Origin of the sequence: Alicyclobacillus sp. ALC3, from assembly GCF_028751195.1 — a bacterium.
In the GTDB taxonomy this organism is placed as follows: Bacteria; Bacillota; Bacilli; order Alicyclobacillales; family Alicyclobacillaceae; genus Alicyclobacillus_L.
This window is the reverse complement of record NZ_CP066784.1, coordinates 3,501,763-3,524,927: the sequence shown is the minus strand read 5'-3', so window position 1 is coordinate 3,524,927 and position 23,165 is coordinate 3,501,763. Positions and strand designations below refer to the sequence as shown.

Sequence of the window (23,165 nt, the reverse complement as noted above, 5' to 3'; positions counted from 1 at the left end):
TTATTGACCAAAATAGGTTCTTATCCCGCACCTTATTGTATATACAAAATCTCCAAACTGTAAAGGAAATCTTTGCACAACCACGCACATATCGAAGGCCGCTCCGCTCCACCGAAAGGGTGTGAGCGGAGCGATCGAGACATTTGCTACTACTTCTCGAAGCTTGGGTCAAACGCGTCGCGTAAGCCATCTCCGATAAAGCTGATACAAAGGATTGTAACCGAGATGGCGAGCGCCGGTGGCAACCACGCCCACGGCTGTGTCTGCATCGTAATGAAGTCGTCAGCGCCTGCTAAAACGTCTCCCCAAGACGGTTGCGGCGGTTGCACGCCAAAGCCGACAATGGACAGCGCAGCCTCGGCGCCAATCAGGTTCGCAACCAAGAATGTCGCGTTGACGATGAGTGGACCAATCGCGTTTGGCAACAAGTGCTTCAAAATAATGCGCCACGTGCCTGCGCCCGCGATTTTGGCTCCTAAGACGAACTCACTCTCTCGCATGGAGAGGAACAAGCCACGGACAAAACGGGTCACGGCCGGCCAACCTGTCGCCGAAATCACGGCAATCAAAAGCCACACGTTGGTGTGCTGCAGAATCGAAGAAATGACGATGATCAGCAGCAGGAACGGGAAGTTCAGCATCACATCGCAGACACGCATGATGATGTTATCGACCCAACCGCCGTAGTAGCCAGCAAGGCCACCAAGGATAATCGCGATCGCTAGAATCAATACCGTGCCGACGAGGCCAATCAGCAAGTCAACTCGGCCGCCGTAGAGGTCCATTGCAAAGTAGTCCGCGCCTTCACCATTGGTGCCCAGAAGGTGCTGTGCCGATGGGGGCGCCATCGTGTTGTTGAAGTCCAGTTGTACCGGTCCCCAATGTGTCAGCAGGGGCGCGCCTAAACAAGCCAACACAATTAAAGCGAGCACCACCATGCTTGCCACTGCAAGTTTGTTGTGCATGAAGCGGCGAATCGCCAGTTGCGTCGGGCTCTTGCTCGCGCGACCACTCGATGGTTTCTGGTCTGGCGCGTCCCGAAGGGCCATTTCACTTGCCATCTCCAGTCCCCTCCTCAGTCGTAGCGGATCCGCGGATCCACCATCGCGTAAATGATATCTGCAAGCAAGTTACCCAGTAACACCATGATTGCAATGATCATGGTGGTCGCCATAATCACGTTGTAGTCGCGTTGCGATGCCGCTTGAAGCGTCACGTACCCCATACCTTGGTAAGCAAACAACCCCTCCAAGATGACCGCACCACCTGCGAGGCCGCCGACATCCAAGCCAAACTGGGTGACAATTGGAATCATCCCGTTGCGAAACACGTGTTTGGTAAAAACTTCACCTTCGCGCAATCCTTTGGCATACGCGGTGCGGACAAAGTCGCGACGAGAGACGTCGAGCATGGACGACCGCGTGTACCTGCTGTAGACTGCAATCGCAGTAATGGCAAGCGAAATAGCTGGTAAAAGTGCATGACGCACGTGGTCAAGAAAGGACCCGCTGTTTGGCCCCGTGCCAATCGCACCATTAGGTGGGAAAATTTGCCAGTGAATTGCGAACAGGAAGAGCAGGAAAATCGCGACGATGAAGTACGGAATCGCGAAGAAGGCGACCGAGAACACGGACGCAGTGTTGTCGTAAGCACCATAGGGGCGCCGGGCCTGCTGGATGCCAATCGGAATGCCGAAGAGGAGAATCATGATTTCTGCCATGGAGGCAAGAAGCAGGGTGTTCTTCAGGGCCGGAAAGACGACTTTCGTGACAGACTCACTCTGTGCGAAGCTATAACCCCACTGCCCGCGGACAAAGCCCCAGACCCAGTGCACGTACTGGACAGGTAACGGCAAATTCAAGCCGTTCTGCTTTTTGAGGTTTGCGATGAGCTGCGCCTGGTTCTGAATGTGCGGATTCAAAACCGCATCTATAGCGCTTCCTGGGGCCGCATGCATCATGAGAAAAACAATGATGCTAATCGCGAGCAGCATCGGGATCATGATGAGTATGCGGCGAATGATATACGTCGTCAACTTCGGTCCCTCCTTTTCAATCAACTGAGCCCCGTGGGCCTAATTCATGTGGGCAATTCATAGCTCGTCATCTATCCGCAACTGCGACACAATATATTGACGTCGCAGATAGTTTTCAAAGTTCAGTGAAGAACTGCTGGGACCCGCACTGCAGGTCCCGCAGCCACCCAGTTGTTACTTGCTCAGCCACCACTGTTGTGGGTTGAGTGGGAGTTCACCGGCCGATGTCCAATCACTTGCCGGGATGTTCAGCTTGCTTGTAAATGCATAGCTGTTGTTGTTCTCATACAGGAAAATCAGCGGCACCTGCTGGTTGACTAGGCGTTCCCATGGCGCGAACGCTGCTTTGCGGCCAGCCTGCGTGAAGTCACTCGGCAGAGACCACGTGTTCTTAATCAGCGTATCATCTTGCGGGTTGACCCAACGTTCAAAGTTCATAGCATCTTGGGAGCCCCACAGTCCGCGCGGGTCTGGGTCAGTACCGAGCGACCAGCCGGCAATCCAGCCCTGAATGCTCTTGCTGTTGTTTTCCAGGTCCGTAATCAGAGTGGTGAAAGCAAGCGGCGTGTTCACCGTCACCTTGACACCCACTTGTTTCAAGTCACTCGCAATCAAGTCGGCAATTTCTTGGCCAGTCGTCGATCCCTGGCCAATCGTAATTGTGAAGCCAAGGGTCTGACCGTTCTTCTGATAGTAACCGTTCGACCCCATCTTATAGCCCTGCGACTGAATCAGGGACTTTGCTTTCGAAACACTGTAGTTGTATTGGTTCATCCCTTGGCTGGTATAAGCCCAACTCACAGACGGAATGGGGCCGACAATCTTGCTCGCGAGACCCTTCTCGATGTTGTTGATGATGGCTTTGTGGTCGATGCCGTACATCACAGCCTGGCGCAGCGTTGCGTTGTTCCACGGCGCACTGTTGTCGTGCAACCCAAGGTACTCGAAACCAAGCGCCGGCAACGTTTTGGTGGATACGCCACTGGCCTTGGTCAGTGTCAGATAGTCGGTCGGTGTCAAGCCGTTCAGAGCGAAGCCGAGCTGATGACTCATGACCAGACTGCCTTCAGTATTCTGACTGACGTACTTAATGTTGATGTTCGAGATGTGTGGGGCGCCCTTCCAGTACTTCGTGTTTGCCTTCAATTGCACGAGCGAGCCGGCGCCATCCGCAGCCGTCGGGATGTACGGACCACTCACAACCTTCGGCAGTGTGTTCTCAGCGTTCGTCTTCCACTGGCTAAACGGCACCTTGCCAAGGATGTGGTACGGAACAGGTGTAATGCTCGACAAATCAGCCGCAAGGGCCGATGCGTCGGCAGTTGTCAAATTAATTTGGAACGTCTTGCTGTTGATGATTTTGAAGCCGCCTGTCTGCGTGAACGATGTCGCCTTGCCGCTAAGCAACTCGGCTGAGCCCTTGACTGGACCTACGAGATACCCGTACTGTCCTTGCAATGTCGTGTTGTACGTCTTGGAACCGACAAAGTTCATGTAGAGCAGTACGTCTTGCGATGTAATGGGCTGTCCGTCAGACCAGTTGGCGTTCGGCTGCAGGTGCATCGTGATGGTCTTGTTGCCGTTCGAGTAACTGTACGACTGAACCAACCACGGCGTGAGTTCCAGCTTGTTGTTGAAACTGAACAGCGGATCGAACACAAAGCTGTAGACATTCGCCGTGTACAAACTGCTGTCCATGCCTGGGATAAAGTTGTCGCTCCACTTTGTGAACTGACCAATGCTGAGCGTCCCACCGTTCACTGGCGTGCCTGATGCCGTCGTGGTGTTGCCGCCTGTACCGCTGCCGCCTGTTGTGTTTGCCGCGCCACAACCGGCGACGAGAACAGTCAGCGACCCCGCCAAAGCAATTGTCGCTATGCTTGCCCTAGACAGCTTCTTCATACTGTGACCCCCTTAGATGTCGTGAAGCTTTTTTTATTTCAGCGACCTTTCACTCGGCAAACCAGCACCCTCCAGAATTGCCAGCCTCTTAGTTGTGTAAATGGCAGGCTGTTGTGTGGCCAGGCGTGATCTCCCGGAGTTCAGGGCGTTGAACACGGCAGATATCCATCACTTGCGGGCAGCGCGTATGGAACGGGCAGCCCGTCGGCGGGTTTGCTGGGCTTGGCACATCTCCTTGCAAAATGATGCGTTCCCGCCGACCCTCCCGCTTGGGTTCCGGCGCAGCTGACAACAGTGCAGTTGTGTACGGGTGCAGTGGGTTTTCGTAGAGGTCGTGTTTATCCGCGATCTCAACAATGTGGCCTAAGTACATGACCGCTACCCTGTCGCTGATGTGGCGCACAACTGCGAGGTTATGCGAGATAAAGATGTAGGACAGGTTAAACTGCTTGCGCAGGTCCACCATCAAGTTCAGGACCTGGGACTGAATTGAGACGTCAAGTGCGGAAACCGCTTCGTCGGCTACAATCAATTTCGGGTTCAGCGCCAAAGCACGCGCGATGCCGATGCGCTGACGCTGCCCGCCGGAAAACTCATGCGGGTAACGCACGCGGTCCTCCGCACGCAGGCCAACGGTTTCAAGCAGATCTGCGACGCGCTTTTGCGCTTGTTTCCCCGTCGCCACTCCATTTACAATGAGCGGCTCTGCGATGATGTCGCCGACGGCGATTTTCGGGTTCAACGACGCGTACGGGTCCTGGAACACCATTTGGAACTTCGGTCGAATTTTACGCAGCGCAGAACCGCCCAGTTTCGTAATGTCCTGACCTTCCAAACGTATCGTACCCGAAGTTGGCTCGAGTACGCGCATAATCATCCGGCCAGCGGTCGACTTGCCGCACCCTGACTCGCCGACAATACCTAGCGTCTCGCCTGCTTTGACGTTGAACGAAATCCCGTCCACAGCCTTGACATGACCAACGGTGTGTTTGAACACACCCGCTGTAATTGGAAAGTGCTTTTTAAGGTCACGGACTTCCAGCAAATTCTCTGCCACTTGTCACACCTCCTCTACACCAAGTCGCAACGGATCGAGTGTCCGGGCGAGGTTTCGCGCAGTTCTGGAGCCTTCTCGCGGCAACTTGCCTGGGCAATCGGGCAACGGTCTGCAAATCGGCAACCGACCGGATAGGCCGCCGCATCTGGCACTGTTCCTGGAATGGAGTACAAGGTCTCCTTTTCTTCTTCCAGGGATGGAATCGACGCAAGCAAGGCTTTTGTATATGGGTGTTGCGGGTCATGGAAGATATCGTCTGCATTCGTACTCTCGACAATTTGTCCAGCGTACATGACCACCACGTGGTCAGCCATTTCCGCGACAACGCCGAGGTCGTGTGTGATGAGGATAATGGCAGTATCAAACTCGTCCCGCATTTTCTTCATCAATTCCAACACCTGAGCCTGAATGGTAACGTCAAGAGCAGTCGTCGGCTCATCAGCGATCAACAACTTTGGCTCGCACACCATCGCCATCGCAATCATCACGCGTTGGCGCAATCCGCCCGACAGCTGGTGCGGGTATTCGTGAACAATTTGGGCCGCACGTGGAACACCGACGACTTGGAGCATGTCCACTGCCTTCGCTAAGGCCTCCCGCTTGTTCATGTTACGGTGGCGAATCAACACTTCTGTAATCTGATCACCGATCGTCAACACCGGGTTGAGCGCTGTCATCGGCTCCTGGAAAATCATCGACATATCGTTGCCGCGGACGTCGGTCATCTGTCGCTCGGTCAATTTCAGCAGGTCTTTGCCGTTGAACTTAATCTCACCGCTGACAATTTTCCCACGCGGCTTCGGAACTAACCGCATGACTGATAGCGATGTCATGCTCTTGCCGCAACCCGACTCGCCCACGATACAGACTACTTGCCGGGGATAAACGTCGATGTCAATGCCGTCGACGGCCCGAACCTCGGCGTCTTTGCTGATAAAGTAGGTTTTCAGATCGCGAACTGCCAAAAGAGGTTCAGCCATCACGAGCCCTCCCCAAAGTAACCTTCTGCTAGAAGACTTCTATCTGAATTGTGTGTGAGTACATGGGAACCTGTGCCGTCAAACAATGCGATGCCGAAGAACATTGTATGGCCCGCATCTCCAATTTGTAAAGAGTGCTTCCTGGCATTAAATCGACTAATTTCGACAAATAACGACACAAATCGACACTATAATTCCGGGTTTTCCTAACTCAGTCTGCTAACTAGCAAGATTTGCGAACCGGATGTTCACATTGTAGAAAACTTTGAGGAGACAAACAATGGGGACTTGCTGGAAGACCCGTTCTTACGCCTATGAATCAGGTACCTCGTGCCACCGAAAAAGCGGCGTGCGCGACAGTTTACTAAACAGCAAATAGCCAGCGAACGGCACACTGCAAACCAATGCAAATATCAACAACAGGTTGTGCATCGGGACACGGTCGAACAACCACCCGCCGAGGAGTGGTCCGACCATTCTCCCGAGTGTCGCACTGCCGCCCGCCATCCCCTGGAGCAGACCCATTCTGTGGCTGGGCGCCATTTTTGCCAACGCGGCCGGCACGGCAGGCCACACGAACATCTCTCCAAGCGTCGTGACCACCATCGCGACAACAAACGCGACATAGTGCAATGTCGAGGTGAGAATCATAAAGGCGACAGCGAACAGCGTCACGCCGCCGACCATTTGCATCGATAACGAGTTCACGTGTTTGACAACCCACCCGATAATCGGCTGACCAAAGAAAATCAGCAACCCGTTCAATGTCCATAACAAGCTGTAAGCCGTGAGTGGGTAGCCAATCGCCTGCATGTAGACAGAGACCGTGCTTTGCCACTGAACGTAAACACCCCAACTCGCTATGAACGACAACAGCAGCACGCCAATTGGCACCCATGGCACGGTAGGCAACATGGACCGAGGTACTTCAACGAGCGGCCCATTGCTGACCACACTTTCGCCGCGGCTCTCAGGCAACTCGGTCTTTGCGGTCGGTGCCACCCGAGATAGGCTTGGTCTAAGTCCAAACACTGTTGTCGCTAGCAGCACGAGGTATGCGGCCGCAATGCCGTAGAACACCGCGTGAAACGACCAGCCGGCTACGACACCGCCGATGGCTGTTCCGCACGCCACTCCGATGTTGTTCGCTACATATAGGAAGTTAAATGCCCGCCGCCCACCGGATGGCCACGTGTGCCCTGCAAGAGCGTTGAACACAGGAAATGGCATAGCACAAGTAGCGCCGAAGACCGCCATAACACTGACGTACACCCACCATCCCTGCAAAAAAGCTGGAACAATGATAACAGCAGCAGAGAGCAGAATGGAGCCAGCCAGAACGGGCAAGTACCCGATTCGATCATATAGCCAACCTGAAACAAAGCTACCAATAAACCCAAAGCCGGAATACACCATGAGCACCAAGCCAACCACAGTCATTGACTGATGCAGATGTAAGTGGATGTAAATCGCGTTCACTGGCCACAGTAAGGAGAGCCCGCCAACATTGAGAAAACACGCAATGCCGAGCATCCAAACAGGTCCGGGAATCGGCTCGCGCCCTGCACGAAGTTGCACTCGGATGGCACTCATGGTTGGCTTCCTCCTTCGCGTACGCCCAATGTACTCTACACAGTTGCCACTCCACTTTCAATACGCTCTCAAGAAATTCTGCCTACAATGCGAGGCAGATAGTTGCAGGCAAGCGCCCCTTGCAGGAAACTGTTGCTAGAAGCTGGCGGCTTGCCTCATGTGAACACTGTGACGACCGTACGGGGGTGCAGACGATGAGAGTTTTGTTAGTGGAAGACGAGCGTAAACTCGCTTCTGCTTTACAGCAGGTATTGCGAGACCAACAGTATGTGTCGGATGTCGCGCACGATGGCGAAACGGGGCTCGACTTTGCCTTGACAGACAGCTACGACGTATTGGTGCTCGACATCATGCTACCGAAAATGAGCGGACTGGAGATTGTCAAGGAAGTGCGCAAAGCGGGTCTTGACGTGCCGATTTTGCTGCTAACCGCGCGAGATGCAGTGGAAGACCGCGTCCTTGGTCTCGATACAGGAGCGGACGACTACCTTGTCAAACCGTTTGCCAACCGCGAGTTGCTCGCCCGAATACGGGCCCTGACGCGGCGACAGGGCGTTCTGACCGGAACAGATGTGATGGAAGTAGGTCCCTTCTCCATCGATATGACCCAACGCGTGGCGAAGCGAGGAGAGCACACTTTGACGCTCACCGCCAAGGAATTCCAACTGCTTGAGCTACTAATGCGGAACCACAACCGAGTTCTGGCAAAAGAACTTATACTCGACCGTGTATGGGGCCCAGAGGCACCCGTCATTGGTAACGCGGTGGAAAATTACGTGCACTTTCTGCGCAAAAAAATTGATGTCACCGGACAACCGTCATTTATCGAAACCGTTCGCGGCGTCGGTTATATCTTTAAAGCGGGGCAGTCTGACGATACCTCTGCCAGTTGATGAGCACAAGGTGATTCACTCTTGAGATTTCACGACAGTCTGCAGCCCGTCACCACAGGTGCAGCAAAGGAGACAACTTCGGTGTTTCAACGTGTGCGAGTCCGACTGACCCTGATTACAGTGGCTCTGTTCGTATTACTGTACGCCCTGTCCTCCGCCGCAATCTATGCCATCGTGAGGCACCACGCCATTATCACTGTCGACCAAAACATCCGCAACATAGCGCGCCACGTGGAGGCAGACGGACAACTGCCAGCGGCTCGTTTCGTGTACGTTTACGCACAGATCGGCAACAATGTGATCACGAATGCTCCCCCCACGTTTATACATGGCATGGAGCGTCTGGCATCTCGCCATTCTACCAGCACAGGTTGGTTTACCAACTGGATTGGTCCGGACAGGCAGCCGTATCGGGTTTACTCTTTACCGCAATCCCCCAGCGGCGGTTCATACCAGGTGTTAATTGCGGAAGACATGAGCCAGCAGTTAGGCGTGCTGATTCCTCTGGAGCGCGTCATGTTACTGGTCGGCATCGCCGGAAGCCTGATCGCGGCCGGCGCCGGCTTCGTCTGGGCGGGACGGGCGCTGCACCCTATTCGTAGAGCCTGGGATAAACAGTTGCGGTTTGTTTCGGACGCGTCCCACGAATTGCGGACGCCGCTCGCCGTGATCCAATCAAACCTCGACCTAGTGCTCGATCACGCAGACCAAACGGTCGAAGACAACCTGGAGTGGGTCGGTAACGCGCAGAGTGAGGCGAGGCGCTTGGCGCGCCTCGTGCATGACCTACTTACACTTGCACGCAGTGACGCGCAAACGGCGCCCCTGCAAATTTCGTCGGTAGCAGTAGCAGATGTTGTGCGCCGCGTGGTCGACATGTTTGAACCGGTGGCGGATATGCAGGGGCTGGAGCTTAAGACAGGCGACCTCGCTGAAGCTACCGTCCGCGGAGACCATGACCGTCTGCTCCAACTGATCGTGATTCTGGTCGACAATGCGTGCAAGTACACGGGAAGCGGCGGACACGTGATTGTGTCCACTGCTGTTCAGAAAAACCACGTTCTGCTGCGCGTGGCAGACGATGGACCCGGCATCGACAGCGCAGACCTGCCGCACGTCTTTGACCGCTTTTACCGCGCTGACAAGGCCCGGGCCAGAGGGGACGAGCAAGGTACCGGCCTCGGTCTTTCAATCGCTCAGTGGATTGCCGATGCACACCACGGCAAAATCCACATTGACAGCCACCCGGGTGCAGGCACAACCGTGACTGTCAGTCTACCGATTGCGGCTTGACCGGCCACCTGGCCACCTGGCAGTTTACGCCGAGTGCTGTAAAGTGGCACACAGCAGCTTCCATGAGGTCATCTGCAGCCAACCTGCAGATTGACCTTTCACAGTCTTCGACGCCCGGCAGAACGTGTGCCGGCCAATTCGGCAGTAGGTCCCGAAGCGACACCGCAGTACTAGGGTCCACGCGATAATCCGCTTGCGACCATGCGTAAAACTGGTTGATGCACGCGCTTGCGTCAGCCATGTCTATGGCAATCGGTACACAGGCGTGCGCCAGAACGTAGCCAGGACGGTTCGACGCTGTGCCTGCCAAACCACCTCGCCACGCTTGCGCCGTTCCAACCAGTTTACGTCCTCCGACTAGAACGTTGTAGTTCCCATCGCAGTAGCTTCCGGGCAGCGAGCCTGTTGTCGCTCTGAGGCCGTAACCGTCCAACCAACTCGCTAGTAGGTCGCAAAGCATCCGGTAGTAATCGTCAGTTGTAGCGTGGAGCGGCAAGCGTGGCAGCATCAGTGAGACCAGCAGCACACCCGGCCCCTGCGGAACGGCGGTCCCACCCGTTCGCCGGACAAACACGTTACATCCAGCCTCTGCGAGTTGTGCGGCTGCACGCTGTCCCGCCGGTTTTTGGATATCCTTGCGGCTCACTCCGATAGCACGCACATTCCCGCCACTCCAGAGACGCAACAGTGGCGGGCGATGACCGCTTGCCACTTCCATGGCGTACTCGTCTTCAAGGTCCATGTTGACCTGTTGACCCCGAGACTCGTCCAGCCACGCAATCTCAAGTTCCCGCGGCAGCACAGCGTGGTATGATGCGCTCATCTCGTCTGCACTCCTCTTCACCCGGTTACCAACAGGATAGCAGACTCAAGGCCATACGCTACGGGTGAAGCGGGTGTGTGGCACCTGTAAAACGAACGCCCCAGTAATATGGGTCATGAAGGTCTGCAATGCGGACACCTCTTGATGACGTGGCGGATAAAAACTGGCCATGCCCTATGTAGATCCCGTCATGCGAATAAGTGGCGCCCGTCGTGTCGAAGAAAACAAGGTCCCCAGGTTGGAGTGTCTGGACACTGACAGGCATTGTTGCAGCGTGTTGTTGCGCCGCTGTGCGAGGCAGACAGACGCCGAAGTGTCTGTACACCGTCTGCACCAGTCCAGAGCAGTCGAAGCCTGTCGGCGATTCACCCCCCCACACGTACGGGGTGCCAAGAAACCTTTGTGCGTACACCACAACTTCTTGGCCGGTTGGTGAGAACCGCGTACAGGACTGCAGCGACGGCGCCGCCTGAACTACCTCACGCTGCTGCGCTGCCACACGGTACACCACCGGCTTCTGCACAACGCCGGTGGCGTTGGAGGTGGCAGTGGCGGTGGCGGTAGCAGCGGGGCCGGACAGGCCCATGAACAACACAGTGCCGACAAACACACTAACAACGTGATACGTCAACTTCATACGTTCAAATCGCCCTTTCCATGTCTGCAAACTCGTAGTGAAGTGCGAATTTATCTCGCAGTTCACTCTTGGGAGTTTGCCCAGTAAATTTCCATGGGTATGAGGCGAAATGGTTGGGTGATTTAACATTAACTGGATCTCGAGAATCTAACGACTGCGGTTCAACGCAGCCGCTAGGTACTGTGGGTCGACGTTGCCCCCGCTTAAGATGCACACCACTGGTCCCCGGGACTGAAGAGAGGAAAGGCGGTCACCGCCGTGATCGGCTACAGTCATGAGCGCTGCCAGACTAACCGAGCCGGAGGGCTCTATGACAAGTTTTTGTCGCATGAACAAGTGCAGCAAGGCTTCCTCAATAGCGCTATCCCCGACCAGGACTACCTCGTCGACATACTTCTGCACCAGCGGAAACGTGACGACGCCAGGGTGGCTGCTGCGCAAACCATCCGCAATCGTCTTGGACTCGCCAATCTCGACGATTTTACCCGCTTGGACAGACTGCCAAGTATCGTCTGCAAGTTCCGGTTCAGCGGCCCATACCACAGCCTTGGGCTGCAGAGACTTCACGGTCAGAGCCGTACCCGAAGTCAGTCCACCGCCGCCGATCGGCACGATAAAGGTGCCAATGTCCGGGCGATCACTGAGCACCTCAAGCGCTGCTGTGCCTTGTCCCGCAATAATGGCGGGATCATCATACGGTGGAACAAACACCAGCCCCCGTTCGGCGGACAACTGCTCGGCGAGTTCAATCCGCTCACGCGACGTCCTACCGCAGCGAATCACTTCTGCGCCGTACTGTCGGATGGCGCCTTCCTTCACTGCAAGCACGGTCTCGGGTACGACCACCACACACGGCAACCCCGCTCGCCGCGCAGCATATGCGACAGCTTGGCCATGATTCCCGGACGATGCTGTTATGACACCAGTCGGACTGACCGCTGAACTCGCACCGTCCGCGGTTTCCGACTGTCCGTCGAGCAGTGTGCGCACCTTGTTCATCGCGCCGCGCAGCTTAAACGAACCCGTCCGTTGGAGGTTTTCGCACTTAAAGAACACCTCGACGCCGATTCGCTCTGACCACGCATCGGACAGGAGTAATGGGGTTCGTCTCACCTCGGCCGCAATGCGCAGAGCTGCCGTTCTCACATCATCAATCGTCAGTGCCCCTGCAGTTCCTGGTGCGTCACTTGTCACGCTTGTCACCCTCCCGGTAATCCACATCCACTCAATTGTAGCACGCAGCGGACTGGCGACAGAGTCCTGGCAAGGCCGCGGCAAACCGCTCAGCATTCGCCGGCAAAGTTGCGCCTGTGCGGGTCGCGAGGGTGATTGTCCGCGATCCTAATTCAACATCGCCCAAACTGATTTCCACGAGTCGACCAGCAGCCAAGTCGTCGGCAACCGCCGACTGTGGGAGCACAGACAGACCAACGCCGGTCTGCACGAGGCGGTTAATGCTCTCGAGGCTGTCCGTCTCCATCGCAATCTGTAGTTTTGTCCCGGTCGACACGGCAATCGACTCGACAATCGACCGCAGTCCAGACTCTGGCCGCATCAGCACCATCGGCCATTCGGAGAGTTCGCTGAACCGCACAGCGCCCCCGGACGGGAGCGGGTGATTCGGTGCAGCGACGAGCAGCAGGCGGTCGAGGACAAGTGCTGTGAGCGTCAGGTCGGCGTTCGACTCTGCGGTGGTCACGACGCCCATGTCCACAGCACCCGTGTGAAGCATTTCGAGCACTTCCTTAGATGATCCCGATTGCACCTGAAACTGCACTTTCGGATGCTTGTCACGGTAGGCCGCGAGCACAGGCGGTAAAAGGTAGATAGACGGTGTGAGTCCAGCTGCGATGTAGACCGTGCCAATTTCGGGATTTGCAAATTCACGCAACTCGTCTGCCAAACGCTGTTCAAGCGCCAACACCTGCCGCGCCGTTTGGTAGACGCGCTGGCCGGCGCGGTTCAGCAGCATTTTCCGCCCTGCCCGGTCGAACAGCGCAGTGCCGTACGTCCGCTCCAACTGCTGCAACTGCCGAGTGACGCTCGGTTGTGTGAGGTGTAGCCGGTCGGCAGCCTCACTCAAGGTACCATGTTCTACCACCTGGACAAATGTCCGGTACAACGTGTTCAAGGAGTTCACCCCCGGTGTCCGGTGGATTCGAGGTCGTTTCCACCGTTCGTTATATGCATTTCTCGCATGGGAATTATACAACAAATTGATTTTACACATATGTAGGTTCAGCGTACACTGAAGTTCGGATTCAAAGAAATCGGGCAGGATAACGTCGTGATCGCATGGGGCGACGAGGACAAGTATGATCACGCACGCCTTGGAGGTCGATACAGATGGTACACGCAGTTGTAGGAGCGCAGTTTGGCGATGAAGGCAAGGGGAAGATGGTCGACTACTTCGCGGTGAAGGCGGATATGGTCATCCGCTACCAAGGTGGCAGCAACGCCGGGCACACGATTGTCAATGAACACGGCAAGTTTGCGCTGCACCTGGTGCCGTCCGGGATCTTCAATCCGTCCACTCTGTGCGTGCTTGGCGCGGGCGTCGTCGTGAATCCGGGTCGGTTGGTGAAGGAACTAGAGACACTGCGCGCTGCGAACATCTCCACGGACGGGCTCGTCATCTCCGAACGTGCGCACATTGTGTTGCCGCTGCACATTTGGCAGGATCAATACGAAGAACACATGCGCTCGCGCAAAGTCGGCACAACGCTGCAGGGCGTCGGCCCGACCTACCAGGATAAAGCGGGACGCTTTGGCATGCAGATGGGCGAACTACTCGACGTTGAGCGGTTCCGCGAACGACTGCAGAACGCATATCACACGAAACTCCAACGGATTCCGGGCCTCGCCCAATTCGCGGGCTCCTTTGACGAGATGTGGGAAGAACTGATGACGGCACGCGAGGTGCTGGCGCCGCACATTACGGATACAGTGCCACTTGTACAAGAGGCCGTACGGACCGGCAGGGACGTGCTGCTCGAGGGGCAGCTTGGAATTATGCGCGACGTCGACTGGGGCGTGTACCCATACGTAACCTCCTCCAACCCAATCGCAGGCGGTATCAGCGCCGGTGCTGGCATCCCGCCGACGGCGCTGACACGAATCACTGGCATCACGAAAGCCTACACAACAGCTGTCGGCGAAGGCCCGTTCCCCACTGGCCTCGACGACGAGGTCGGCGCGTATTTGCAGGAGAAGGGGCAAGAGTTCGGCGCAACAACAGGGCGCACCCGGCTGTGCGGTTGGCTGGACATCCCGACACTGCGGTACGGTGCGTGGATCAACGGCTACACGGAACTTGCGCTGATGAAGCTCGATGTCTTGTCGGGGCTGTCCGAAGTCAAACTAGCCACGGCGTATGAACTCGACGGCCAGACCTACGACTTGCCGCGGCTGGCGCACGAGATGGAGCGCGTCGAACCTACCTACGAGACGCTGCCCGGCTGGCAGGAGGATTTGTCCGGATGCCGCCATTTTGACGACCTTCCGGCCGCTGCCCAAGCGTTCGTACGGCGCGTCGAGGCGTTGGCCGGCGTACCGATTCGGTACATCTCGGTCGGCCCGGACCGCCAGCAGACAATGGTGATGGAGGCCTAGTCCCCAGCGCGCTGGCGTGGGCTGGCGTGGCGTGATCCCGCTCGTCAGCGACGCCAGTGTCGCTGGATCTGTCACATCGGCCGCCGAGGTTGCCGAAACTGTCGATTTTGTCGCTATCGACCGCAGATTTCGCCGGTAGCGACACTTTCGGCAGTTCCCGTCCTCCGCCCATGCGTGATCCCGCTCCTTAGCAACACCTGATATCGCTGGCTCTGCCGAAACCGGCCTCCGAGGCTACTCATACTGTCGATTTTGTCGCTATCGGCCGCGCATTTTCGCCTGTTTCGACGCATTCATCCGCCTAAGTGTCAAATTGACATCTACAGCAGTGGCTCCCCACTCCTAAGTGTCAAATTGACATCTACGGCAGTGGTTTCCCCCTCCTAAGTGTCAAATTGACATCTACGGCAGTGGCTCACCCCTCCTAAGTGTCAAATTGACATCTACAGCAGCGGCTCCCCACGCCTAAGTGTCAAATTGACATCTACAGCAGTGGCTTCCCACACCTAAGTGTCAAATTGACATCTACAGCGGCGGCTTCCCCCTCCTAAGTGTCAAATTGACATCTACAGCAGCGGCTCCCCACGCCTAAGTGTCAAATTGACATCTACAGCGGCGGCTCCCCACGCCTAAGTGTCAAATTGACATCTACAGCAGTGGCTCACCCCGCCTAAGTGTCAAATTGACATCTACAGCAGTGGCTCCCCACTCCTAAGTGTCAAATTGACATCTACGGCAGCACAGTCTCGCACCTAAGTGTCAAATTGACATCTACAGCGGCGGCTCACCCCTCCTAAGTGTCAAATTGACATTACCGCGGCGTTACCCGGATGACTTTCCGTTCCCTGTAATGTAGCCTCATCCCGTTTGTCAACTCACGTGTAAATCTTACCGAACAGGCTGGCACACTCACATAAGATTCTAACCCAATCCCTAGTCCTTTGAAGGAGGATTGGGAGGGGTGAATGGCCGGCAGGCCAGAGGGGAGGAGCGAAGCGGCTTCCCCTTGGCAGAGCCTGTGGAGCTTGTGGGCAACCTGCTCTTTGGTTGTCCACAAATCCATAGGCGGGGTCAGCGTATCATTGCTGGCTCTCCCTGCGCACTGTGCGTGTCACCGGAGCCTGGGGTGGCGACGCCCTGTTTTGCCTGGGAGGGTTAGGGCTTTGCCCGGGAAGGGTTCATGACTGTGCTCTAACGCTCGCGGGCATATCCTGACGTTTCCTGCTGTCCATTCAGGATTTTCGATTTCTCTGCCCGGTTGCCTGCCCGCAGGTCATGTGCGCGCATGGTGTTGAGGTGTATCCGGCACCTCCTCATGGCCTTTTGCATGTTGTTCAGGTATCCGGCGCCTCCTCACGCCCATTCGCATCGAGGCCCCTCAGTAAGATTTCGATTTGAGCGATCCGGAGCCCCTCGGTTAGAACGCGTCCCTCGACCGCCTCCACCGCGGCGTCGACCGTCCACCCCCGAGTTTGGTATACTTACGAGTTTTGTATATCATCAACCGCAACATCAGCGGTACCCCACATGCAGAGAGGAGCAGCGATGTGACTCGGTCAACAGCCATTCCCGCTGCCGCAAAGCGCGTGTTCCAAATTGCCTGGCCCGCGATTGGCGAGGCTTACCTGCAGAACCTGCTCGGCGTCGTCGACGCAGTGTTTATCGCAAGGATAGGTCTCGTCGCCATCGACGCCGTAGGTGTGACGAACGTCTATAGCATGACCTATACCGGCGTGTTCATCGCCGTGTCAGCAGCGCTGTCCGTGTTTCTCTCGCGCGCCGTCGGAGCCAAGGACTATGCCAGAGGCCGCGCAGCCATCACGCACGGCTTGCTCATCGCGTTCATTCTCGGTCTCATCCTGTCGGTGCTATCGGTCTTCCTCAGCGTCCCGCTGCTGCACATCATGGGCGCCCACGGAGCCTTGCGGCGCGAGGCGTTCCCCTACTTTGTCGTGGTCCTCGGCATTTCGCCCATCATCGCGTTGTTCACGGCTCAGTCTGCAGCGTTTCGAGCGATTGGCGATACTCGTACCCCGCTGCGTGTCGCTCTCGAGATGAATGTTGTCCACGTCATCTTCGACTACATCCTCATCTTCGGTCTCGGTCCAATCCCCGCCTTTGGCATCCGCGGCGCCGCTTTCGCGATGGTGATTGCGCGGCTGTACGCGCTGCTGCGGCTGTGGGCGAAGTCCCGGCGCATGGAGGCGTTGGCGCTGCATCGGCGTGACCTCAAACTGTCGCGCACACTCGCCTGGAGTATGACGAAGTTCGCTGTGCCCGCGGCACTCGAGCGCCTATCGATGCGCCTTGGCCAAGTCATCTACTTCGGCCTCATCGTGCGCATGGGTGTCGATGTCTACGCGACGCACAACATCGCAGGCACCTTGACCGCCTTCGCGTCCACAATCGGCGGTGGATTTGCGACCGCAGCAACGGCGACCATCGGTCAATCGATCGGCAGTGGCAACGAAGACGATGTCCGGGTATACCGGCGCTGGTGCTATATCGAAGGTGCAGTCGCGATGACGGGGGTGACAATTCTGCTGTGCTTGTTCAGTCCGTGGCTAGGACTACTGTTCACGCACAATCCACACGTGGTGCATCTTTTGTTTGTCATCCTGGCGATCGACGTGTTCTCACAGCCATTCCTCGCCGCCGTGCTGGTGGACACGTCCGCCATTCAGGCAGGTGGGAACAGCCGATTCCCGATGATCACGACAATGATTGGCATTTGGTGTATTCGCACCCTCGGTGTCTACGTGTTTGCGTGGCGGCTCGGCTTCGGCCTGCCTGCCGTGTGGGTGAGCATCGCGGCAGACAACGCCTTGCGCGCGGGCTTGTTTCTGTGGTACCGCAAAAGCCGCAACTGGGTTCAGAAGCTGGCGTAGGATTTGCCCCACGACATTCGTCCCGATGTGGCGATACAGAGTTCGTCTGCGGCTACACATCGTTCACCCGGCACTGTGCTGCTACAAGCTACTCGCTACCTCGCCACTGCGGCGCACCGCCGAAACCACATGAGCACCGCCGTAGAACGCGGCTGACAGCGCCGCGACGAAGAAGCCAATTGGCCAGGCTGTGTCGTAACCGAGAATGAGCGCGATCCACACGGTGATTACGGAAATGACAGCCGCCAAAGCCATCGCCCGGACCGGCCGATGGGTCAGATGCGCAGCAGTCGCTGGCGGTCCAATCATCAGACTGAATGAGAGCAACGCTCCAACGACCGGGACGGTGATTGCCGTTGCAATGCCAATGACCACAAGGAACAACAGATCCACGGCGGCGACCCGCACGCCGCGCGCATGCGCTGACTGCCGTGTGACTGAAGCGAAGAGCAACGGCCGATACAAAAGCACGATGGCGACCAAGCACGCGGCGGCAATCGCAATTGTGGTGTACAACTGGGCGCGGCTGACACCGACCAACTGCCCAAAAAGCAGTGCGTACGCACCCGCCGCATAGGTATTGCTGAGCTTCAAAAAGAGCGCACCCGTGCCGAGCCCGGCGACGAGGGTGAGCGCAATCACGACGTCATGTTGTCCTTTTTTTCCCAGCCCACCCATAGTGACTGCCCCGGCGAGAGCGAACGCGACGAGCCCAAACATCGGGTTAATATTGACGAGCACCGCTCCAGCCGCTCCCGCGAAACCGATGCGCGGCAACGCGTGGGCGACAAAGGCGGAGCCGCGAATCACAACAAAAAAACCTACGAGTCCGGAAACTGCAGCGACCAGTGTGCCACTCAAGAATGCGTTCAGCATAAAAGGTTGCGTGAATAACCCCGGCGCGAACAGCGTCGTCATGGCGCTTTCACCTCCTGCTGCAGGCTCGGACGCTCAGCAGCCCGCGACCGCTCTGGCACGAATCGCGCGGCAAGGTAAAACAATAGCACGAAGGCTGCGATGAAAAAGCTCACGGGCCATCCACGCCCGTACGGAGGCCAGTAATAGCTGTCATACGAGCAGACAATCCCGGCCCAGGTTGCGATGACCGCTACCGCAGCAGACCACACAAGCGCCCTGCCCGGTCGCGACGTCAGGCGTACAGCCGTCGCTGCCGGACCGATGAGAAGTGCCGTGCTGAGCAGTGCCCCGAGCACGAGCGCCCCGTCTTCGACCGCGGCCGCCAAGACAAACATAAAGAGCATACTCACCCACCGCACCGGCACACCACGAGCCTCTGCCAAGGTGGGACTCACGGAACTGAGCAGAAGCGGCCGGTACAAGATAGCCAACAGCACCAGCGCCGCCAACCCAACTGCCATCACGAGCGGGGTCAACGCGGGGTTAATGACAAAAACAGAGCCAAAGAGCACCAGCATCGATACGGTGGCATTCGCCTGTTGAGTATCAATGTAGAGGAACAGCGCACCGAGTCCCATCGCGAACGACAGCACGAGACCAGTGGCTACATCGCGGTTGCGAATACGTGACCCGAGCCCCTCCATGGCTGCACCGGAGAGCAGGCCGAACGACAAAAATCCGTACCACACGTTTGCTCCCAGCATGACTGCGCCAGAAGCGCCGGTCGCACCGAGGTCAGTGAGCGCGTGACCCGCGAAAGACTGTCCGCGCACAATCACAAATACGCCAACTAGGCCGGATACAATCGCAATGGCGGTGCTGACCCACAACGCGTTGACGACCTCGTGATTCGTAAAGAACCCAGGAGCCAAGACAAACTGCCACGTGCCGTTCATGGTGCCGCCACTTCCTCGCCCGCGCAGCGAGATCGGTCACTTGGCTCGAGCAGACCGTACTCTCCGCCTTCGCCACCGACTACGATAATCCGGTTGCGGACGCGCAACACCTCCACCTCGTAACCGTAGAGCGTTGACAGGACTTCACTTCTGATCACGTCCTCGACGCGGCCTGTGACAGCCTTCCCGTTGGCAATGTAGACGACTTTGTCCATCACCGGGAGCAGGGGGTTCATGTCGTGAGCAACCATGATGACGGCTATACCGCGGGACTTTGCTACTTCTGAAACTAGGTGAACGACTTCGTAAGCGCTCTTGATGTCAAGGTTCGAGAGCGGCTCGTCGAGCAACATCACCTTTGGGTCAGTGAGCAGGGCTTGCGCGATGAGCAACCGCTGTTGCTCGCCGCCAGAGAGCCGCCCAACTGGTGCGTCTGCGAAGCGCGTGGCATGTACCGCACACAGGGCCTCGTCGATTTTCTGCCGTCTGCTTCGATTTGGCAGAGGCATACCCCAGCGATGCCCATCAATACCGAGGCCAACCAAGTCTCGCCCACGCAACGGCGTGTCCGGTTCGAGGTGGATTTTCTGTGGCACATAGCCAATCTGTTGGCTGCCGTGACGCGTCGGCTTGCCAGCCAAGGTGACCTGTCCTGTAGATGGTGCGAGCATACCCAAAATGACGCGCAACAGCGTCGTCTTGCCTGCACCGTTGGGGCCGATGAGGCCAATAAACTCCCCGGGAAATACGTCGACGTCAATGTCCTCGAGAATCCGTCTGTCGCCGTACCGGACACTGATTTGATGGAGTTGAAGCACTGGCTGTCCAATCACGTCCATTTAGTTCACCATCCCTGCTGATGTGCCGTGTTGAATTGCGTTAGATAGGTCTCGCACTTCGGATTGCATCCACGACTGGTACGTGTCAGCAGGAGGCATCGTCTCGAACACGCCAACTACAGGCACGTGACTTGCGCGCGCCTCACTTAACAGTGCGTTTGTGGCTGTATTGACAGCCTGCAAGTTGTAAACCAGCACTTTTACTTTGTGCTGTGTAATCAAATCATCTTCAGTCTGCACGTCTTGTGGCGCTGGGTCGATCCCGTTCATCACCGCCACTTGGAACGTCCACGGTGTCTTGATATCCATCCCCGCTGCTTGCAATAGGTAGTCGGCCACTGGCTCGGTCACGGCGACAGGTGTGTTCGCCTCCGTTCGCTTGACAGCCGCAATGGCCTGGTCAAGTGACTTGATGGACGCTTCAAACCTCTGTAAATTCTGTTTGAAATAAGCTGCGTGCGTGGGGTCCTCGTGAGCCAAGTCCTGTTCCACGAGCACGGCTGTACGGGCCATCGTTGCCGGGTTATACCACAGGTGCGGATTCGGCGTTTGGGGACTGTAGCCAAGCGACTGCGCCACATCAATCACCTTGCGCTTCGGGTTCGGCGAGGCAGCTTCCAGTTTGTTCATGAACCCGTCGTAGCCAAGCCCGTTCTGTATGACCAGCTGTGCGCCGCCGATGAGCGCCGCGTCTGCCGTACTTGCCTCATACGTGTGTGGGTCCGTGTTCGGGTTGCTCATCAACGCTTTGACAGAGACGAAATGGCCACCAATCTGGCTAATCACGCTGGCGTACTGATCTTCTGCCGCCACCGCGCGGACAACTCCGTTTGTGTTTGCTGAGGCCTGGGTGTTCGCGACGTTTGAACCTTGCCCGCACCCGGTGATGGCGGTCAACGACAGCAGACTGGCTGTAGCCAGGGTCGACATTGCCCATCTTCGGTTGTGCCGACTGACCACTTTTCGCGGCCAAGCATCTGTTCCGCCGGTCTGGCGAGAGATGTCTCCCATGGTTCGCCTCCTCTCACCGCTACACAGTAAATCGTGATGAACGGCTTGCGAAATGGAGTATACCAATGGCGCTAACGGTTGTAAATAGGAATCATTTCGATTTGTGATGTAATCCATAGTTTTCCCGTGATTGCCTGACCTTAACCGATGCGGGATAATAAAGTAACGAAGGGGAAAGGAGTGACGTCATGAACAACAATGCGACAGAGATCTTGGCCAAGCTGAAGGACGCCGGTTACAAGTTCACGGGTAAGCGGCAGATGGCTGTGGAGTTGTTTGTGAACAATCGCGACAAGTACCTGTCGGCCAAAGACGTACACGAGCACGTGAGGTCCAGGTACGAACGAGTGAGTTTCGATACGATTTACCGCACGTTAAGCACTCTGCTCGAACAAGGCGTGATTGAACCGATGGAGTTCAACGATGAGGCCGTCAAGTACCGGCTGAAATGCGGGGACGAGCATCACCACCACTTGGTCTGTGTGGGCTGCGGTTTAACTCAGGCGCTTGAAGATTGTCCAGTAGACGAAATTCTCGACCACGTTGGCAAGTTTGAAGTACTGAACCACCGATTTGAAGTGTACGGGTACTGCGAGGACTGTCAGGTGAAGCATAACGTGGACACGCACTAACAGGAACCCGCCAAACAAGTTCCCCCTTTATGCTCCCGTCGCACGCATCACAATGGCGGGAACGACAAAACCTATTGCCGAGGTCACATTCGTCAAGGCAGGGGGAGTGGTGAAGCGGTGCGAGAGTTCGTTCCGGACCGTGCGTACTTTGAACCAACAGCCCTTGAGTACCCAATTGGACAAGAAATCCTCCAGCGGCTTAAAGCGCTAGACGTCGAGATCCTTCACACCACATCTCACAACCAGGTGCGTGACATCCCCGGTGACAATGAACTTCAACAGTATCGAAACGCCAAGCGAACTCTCGTCGTCGGCGTTCGAAAAACGCTGAAGTTCGACACCTCCAAGCCGTCTGCCGAATACGCCATTCCCATCTCCACCGGGTGCATTGGCCACTGTCACTACTGTTACCTTCAGACCACCCTTGGCGCCAAACCGTACATCCGGGTCTACGTGAACATGGACGATATCCTTCGCCAGGCGCAAGCGTACATCGCAGAGCGCCAGCCGGAAATCACGCGGTTTGAAGCGGCCTGCACCTCCGATCCGCTCAGTATCGAGCACCTCACGGGCAACTTGGCTCGGCTCATCACCTTCATGGGCGATCAGCCACACGGCCAGCTTCGCTTCGTGACCAAGTACGACCTCGTCGACTCTCTGCTCGACCTTCCACATAATGGCCGCACCCGCTTCCGGTTCTCCATGAACACGGAGTACATGGTGCGCAACTTTGAGCCATCCACGGCGCCACTCGCCGACCGCATCGCAGCCGCGCGCAAAGTGGCGGTCTCTGGCTACCCGCTGGGCTTCATTATCGCGCCAATTTACATGCATGAAGGCTGGGAAGAGGCTTACACGAAGCTGCTGCAGAGGCTTAGCGAGGCGATGCCGGACAGTCTCACTGACCTGACTGTAGAATTAATCCAGCACCGATTCACAAAGCCTGCAAAGCGGGTTATCGAGAAGCGCTACCCAAAAACAAAGCTGGATCTCGATGAGTCGAAGCGAAAGTACAAGTGGGGGCGATACGGGATCGGCAAATACGTCTATCAAGATGAAGAACAGGCCCGCATCGTGAGCCTGTTCGAGGAACTCGTTGCGCAGTACTTGCCGCAGGCGAGAATCGAGTACTTCACCTGAAGGGCAACGAGTTCAA

20 protein-coding genes are annotated in these 23,165 nt (G+C 56.7%); 6 read left to right on the top strand and 14 right to left on the bottom strand.

Annotated features, from left to right (window positions below; translation table 11 throughout):
* Positions 1-149 precede the first annotated feature (149 nt).
* The 6 genes from opp4C to JC200_RS16155 all read right to left on the bottom strand — a co-directional run bounded on the left by opp4C (position 150) and on the right by JC200_RS16155 (position 7,567).
* Positions 150-1,061, bottom strand: a complete 912-nt coding sequence (gene opp4C, locus JC200_RS16180; protein ID WP_274432718.1) for an oligopeptide ABC transporter permease — start codon at positions 1,059-1,061, stop codon at positions 150-152.
* Between the two features lie 14 nt (positions 1,062-1,075).
* Positions 1,076-2,035, bottom strand: a complete 960-nt coding sequence (locus tag JC200_RS16175; RefSeq protein ID WP_274432717.1) for an ABC transporter permease — start codon at positions 2,033-2,035, stop codon at positions 1,076-1,078.
* 174 nt (positions 2,036-2,209) lie between these two features.
* Positions 2,210-3,937: an ABC transporter substrate-binding protein gene (locus JC200_RS16170; protein WP_274432716.1), complete on the bottom strand. Its 1,728-nt coding sequence runs from the start codon at positions 3,935-3,937 to the stop codon at positions 2,210-2,212.
* 88 nt (positions 3,938-4,025) lie between these two features.
* Positions 4,026-4,994 (bottom strand): ABC transporter ATP-binding protein, encoded by a 969-nt coding sequence (locus JC200_RS16165; RefSeq protein ID WP_274432715.1) that lies wholly within the window; start codon positions 4,992-4,994, stop codon positions 4,026-4,028.
* 14 nt (positions 4,995-5,008) lie between these two features.
* Complete coding sequence (locus JC200_RS16160; protein ID WP_274432714.1) at positions 5,009-5,974, bottom strand: ABC transporter ATP-binding protein; 966 nt, start codon at positions 5,972-5,974, stop codon at positions 5,009-5,011.
* 312 nt (positions 5,975-6,286) lie between these two features.
* A complete protein-coding gene (locus tag JC200_RS16155) occupies positions 6,287-7,567 on the bottom strand; it encodes an MDR family MFS transporter (protein WP_274432713.1) in 1,281 nt (426 codons plus the stop codon).
* Positions 7,568-7,761: 194 nt separating this feature from the next.
* Here JC200_RS16155 and JC200_RS16150 point away from each other — a divergent pair, with 194 nt between their 5' ends.
* A complete protein-coding gene (locus JC200_RS16150; protein ID WP_274432712.1) occupies positions 7,762-8,460 on the top strand; it encodes a response regulator transcription factor in 699 nt (232 codons plus the stop codon).
* Between the two features lie 21 nt (positions 8,461-8,481).
* Positions 8,482-9,753, top strand: a complete 1,272-nt coding sequence (locus tag JC200_RS16145; protein WP_274432711.1) for a sensor histidine kinase — start codon at positions 8,482-8,484, stop codon at positions 9,751-9,753.
* On the opposite strand, the gene JC200_RS16140 is transcribed toward JC200_RS16145, so the two are convergent.
* The 4 genes from JC200_RS16140 to JC200_RS16125 all read right to left on the bottom strand — a co-directional run bounded on the left by JC200_RS16140 (position 9,731) and on the right by JC200_RS16125 (position 13,344).
* Positions 9,731-10,576, bottom strand: coding sequence for a lipoate--protein ligase family protein (locus tag JC200_RS16140; protein WP_274432710.1), 846 nt, complete (start codon positions 10,574-10,576; stop codon positions 9,731-9,733). The two genes, JC200_RS16145 and JC200_RS16140, sit on opposite strands and share 23 nt — an antisense overlap.
* Before the next feature lie 58 nt (positions 10,577-10,634).
* Complete coding sequence (locus JC200_RS16135) at positions 10,635-11,213, bottom strand: C40 family peptidase (RefSeq protein ID WP_274432709.1); 579 nt, start codon at positions 11,211-11,213, stop codon at positions 10,635-10,637.
* A 147-nt stretch (positions 11,214-11,360) separates the two neighbouring features.
* Positions 11,361-12,407: a threonine ammonia-lyase gene (locus tag JC200_RS16130; RefSeq protein WP_274432708.1), complete on the bottom strand. Its 1,047-nt coding sequence runs from the start codon at positions 12,405-12,407 to the stop codon at positions 11,361-11,363.
* Between the two features lie 31 nt (positions 12,408-12,438).
* A complete protein-coding gene (locus tag JC200_RS16125) occupies positions 12,439-13,344 on the bottom strand; it encodes a LysR family transcriptional regulator (protein ID WP_274432707.1) in 906 nt (301 codons plus the stop codon).
* 215 nt (positions 13,345-13,559) lie between these two features.
* Here JC200_RS16125 and JC200_RS16120 point away from each other — a divergent pair, with 215 nt between their 5' ends.
* The gene (locus JC200_RS16120; RefSeq protein WP_274432706.1) at positions 13,560-14,825 is read left to right on the top strand and encodes an adenylosuccinate synthase; all 1,266 of its coding nucleotides are present in this window, start codon (positions 13,560-13,562) and stop codon (positions 14,823-14,825) included.
* A gap of 1,547 nt (positions 14,826-16,372) precedes the next feature.
* Positions 16,373-17,713 carry an MATE family efflux transporter gene (locus tag JC200_RS16115; RefSeq protein WP_274432705.1) on the top strand — a complete coding sequence of 447 codons (1,341 nt, stop codon included), beginning with the start codon at positions 16,373-16,375 and terminating at the stop codon, positions 17,711-17,713.
* Positions 17,714-17,794: 81 nt separating this feature from the next.
* Here the strand turns inward: JC200_RS16115 and JC200_RS16110 are convergent, their stop codons facing one another.
* Genes JC200_RS16110 through JC200_RS16095 form a run of 4 tightly spaced genes read right to left on the bottom strand, consistent with a single transcriptional unit; the run spans position 17,795 to position 21,377 of the window.
* Positions 17,795-18,631, bottom strand: coding sequence for a metal ABC transporter permease (locus tag JC200_RS16110; RefSeq protein WP_274432704.1), 837 nt, complete (start codon positions 18,629-18,631; stop codon positions 17,795-17,797).
* Positions 18,628-19,527, bottom strand: coding sequence for a metal ABC transporter permease (locus JC200_RS16105; RefSeq protein ID WP_274432703.1), 900 nt, complete (start codon positions 19,525-19,527; stop codon positions 18,628-18,630). The genes JC200_RS16110 and JC200_RS16105 overlap by 4 nt, the downstream gene beginning before the upstream one ends.
* Complete coding sequence (locus JC200_RS16100; RefSeq protein ID WP_274432702.1) at positions 19,524-20,366, bottom strand: metal ABC transporter ATP-binding protein; 843 nt, start codon at positions 20,364-20,366, stop codon at positions 19,524-19,526. Before JC200_RS16100 ends, JC200_RS16105 begins: the two co-directional genes overlap by 4 nt.
* Entirely contained in the window at positions 20,367-21,377 is a 1,011-nt protein-coding gene (locus JC200_RS16095; protein ID WP_274432701.1) for a metal ABC transporter solute-binding protein, Zn/Mn family, read from the bottom strand.
* A 188-nt stretch (positions 21,378-21,565) separates the two neighbouring features.
* Here JC200_RS16095 and JC200_RS16090 point away from each other — a divergent pair, with 188 nt between their 5' ends.
* Entirely contained in the window at positions 21,566-22,009 is a 444-nt protein-coding gene (locus tag JC200_RS16090; protein ID WP_274432700.1) for a Fur family transcriptional regulator, read from the top strand.
* 117 nt (positions 22,010-22,126) lie between these two features.
* Positions 22,127-23,149, top strand: a complete 1,023-nt coding sequence (gene splB, locus JC200_RS16085; protein WP_274432699.1) for a spore photoproduct lyase — start codon at positions 22,127-22,129, stop codon at positions 23,147-23,149.
* Positions 23,150-23,165 lie beyond the last annotated feature (16 nt).

Excerpts from the sequence above, each read along its gene's own strand:
- opp4C (WP_274432718.1), bottom strand. The coding sequence starts at position 1,061 with ATGGCAAGTGAAATGGCCCTTCGGGACGCGCCAGACCAGAAACCATCG.
- JC200_RS16170 (WP_274432716.1), bottom strand. The coding sequence starts at position 3,937 with ATGAAGAAGCTGTCTAGGGCAAGCATAGCGACAATTGCTTTGGCGGGG.
- JC200_RS16160 (WP_274432714.1), bottom strand. The coding sequence starts at position 5,974 with ATGGCTGAACCTCTTTTGGCAGTTCGCGATCTGAAAACCTACTTTATC.
- JC200_RS16155 (WP_274432713.1), bottom strand. The coding sequence starts at position 7,567 with ATGAGTGCCATCCGAGTGCAACTTCGTGCAGGGCGCGAGCCGATTCCC.
- JC200_RS16150 (WP_274432712.1), top strand. The coding sequence starts at position 7,762 with ATGAGAGTTTTGTTAGTGGAAGACGAGCGTAAACTCGCTTCTGCTTTA.
- JC200_RS16140 (WP_274432710.1), bottom strand. The coding sequence starts at position 10,576 with ATGAGCGCATCATACCACGCTGTGCTGCCGCGGGAACTTGAGATTGCG.
- JC200_RS16135 (WP_274432709.1), bottom strand. The coding sequence starts at position 11,213 with ATGAAGTTGACGTATCACGTTGTTAGTGTGTTTGTCGGCACTGTGTTG.
- JC200_RS16120 (WP_274432706.1), top strand. The coding sequence starts at position 13,560 with ATGGTACACGCAGTTGTAGGAGCGCAGTTTGGCGATGAAGGCAAGGGG.
- JC200_RS16110 (WP_274432704.1), bottom strand. The coding sequence starts at position 18,631 with ATGACGACGCTGTTCGCGCCGGGGTTATTCACGCAACCTTTTATGCTG.
- JC200_RS16105 (WP_274432703.1), bottom strand. The coding sequence starts at position 19,527 with ATGAACGGCACGTGGCAGTTTGTCTTGGCTCCTGGGTTCTTTACGAAT.
- JC200_RS16100 (WP_274432702.1), bottom strand. The coding sequence starts at position 20,366 with ATGGACGTGATTGGACAGCCAGTGCTTCAACTCCATCAAATCAGTGTC.
- JC200_RS16095 (WP_274432701.1), bottom strand. The coding sequence starts at position 21,377 with ATGGGAGACATCTCTCGCCAGACCGGCGGAACAGATGCTTGGCCGCGA.
- JC200_RS16090 (WP_274432700.1), top strand. The coding sequence starts at position 21,566 with ATGAACAACAATGCGACAGAGATCTTGGCCAAGCTGAAGGACGCCGGT.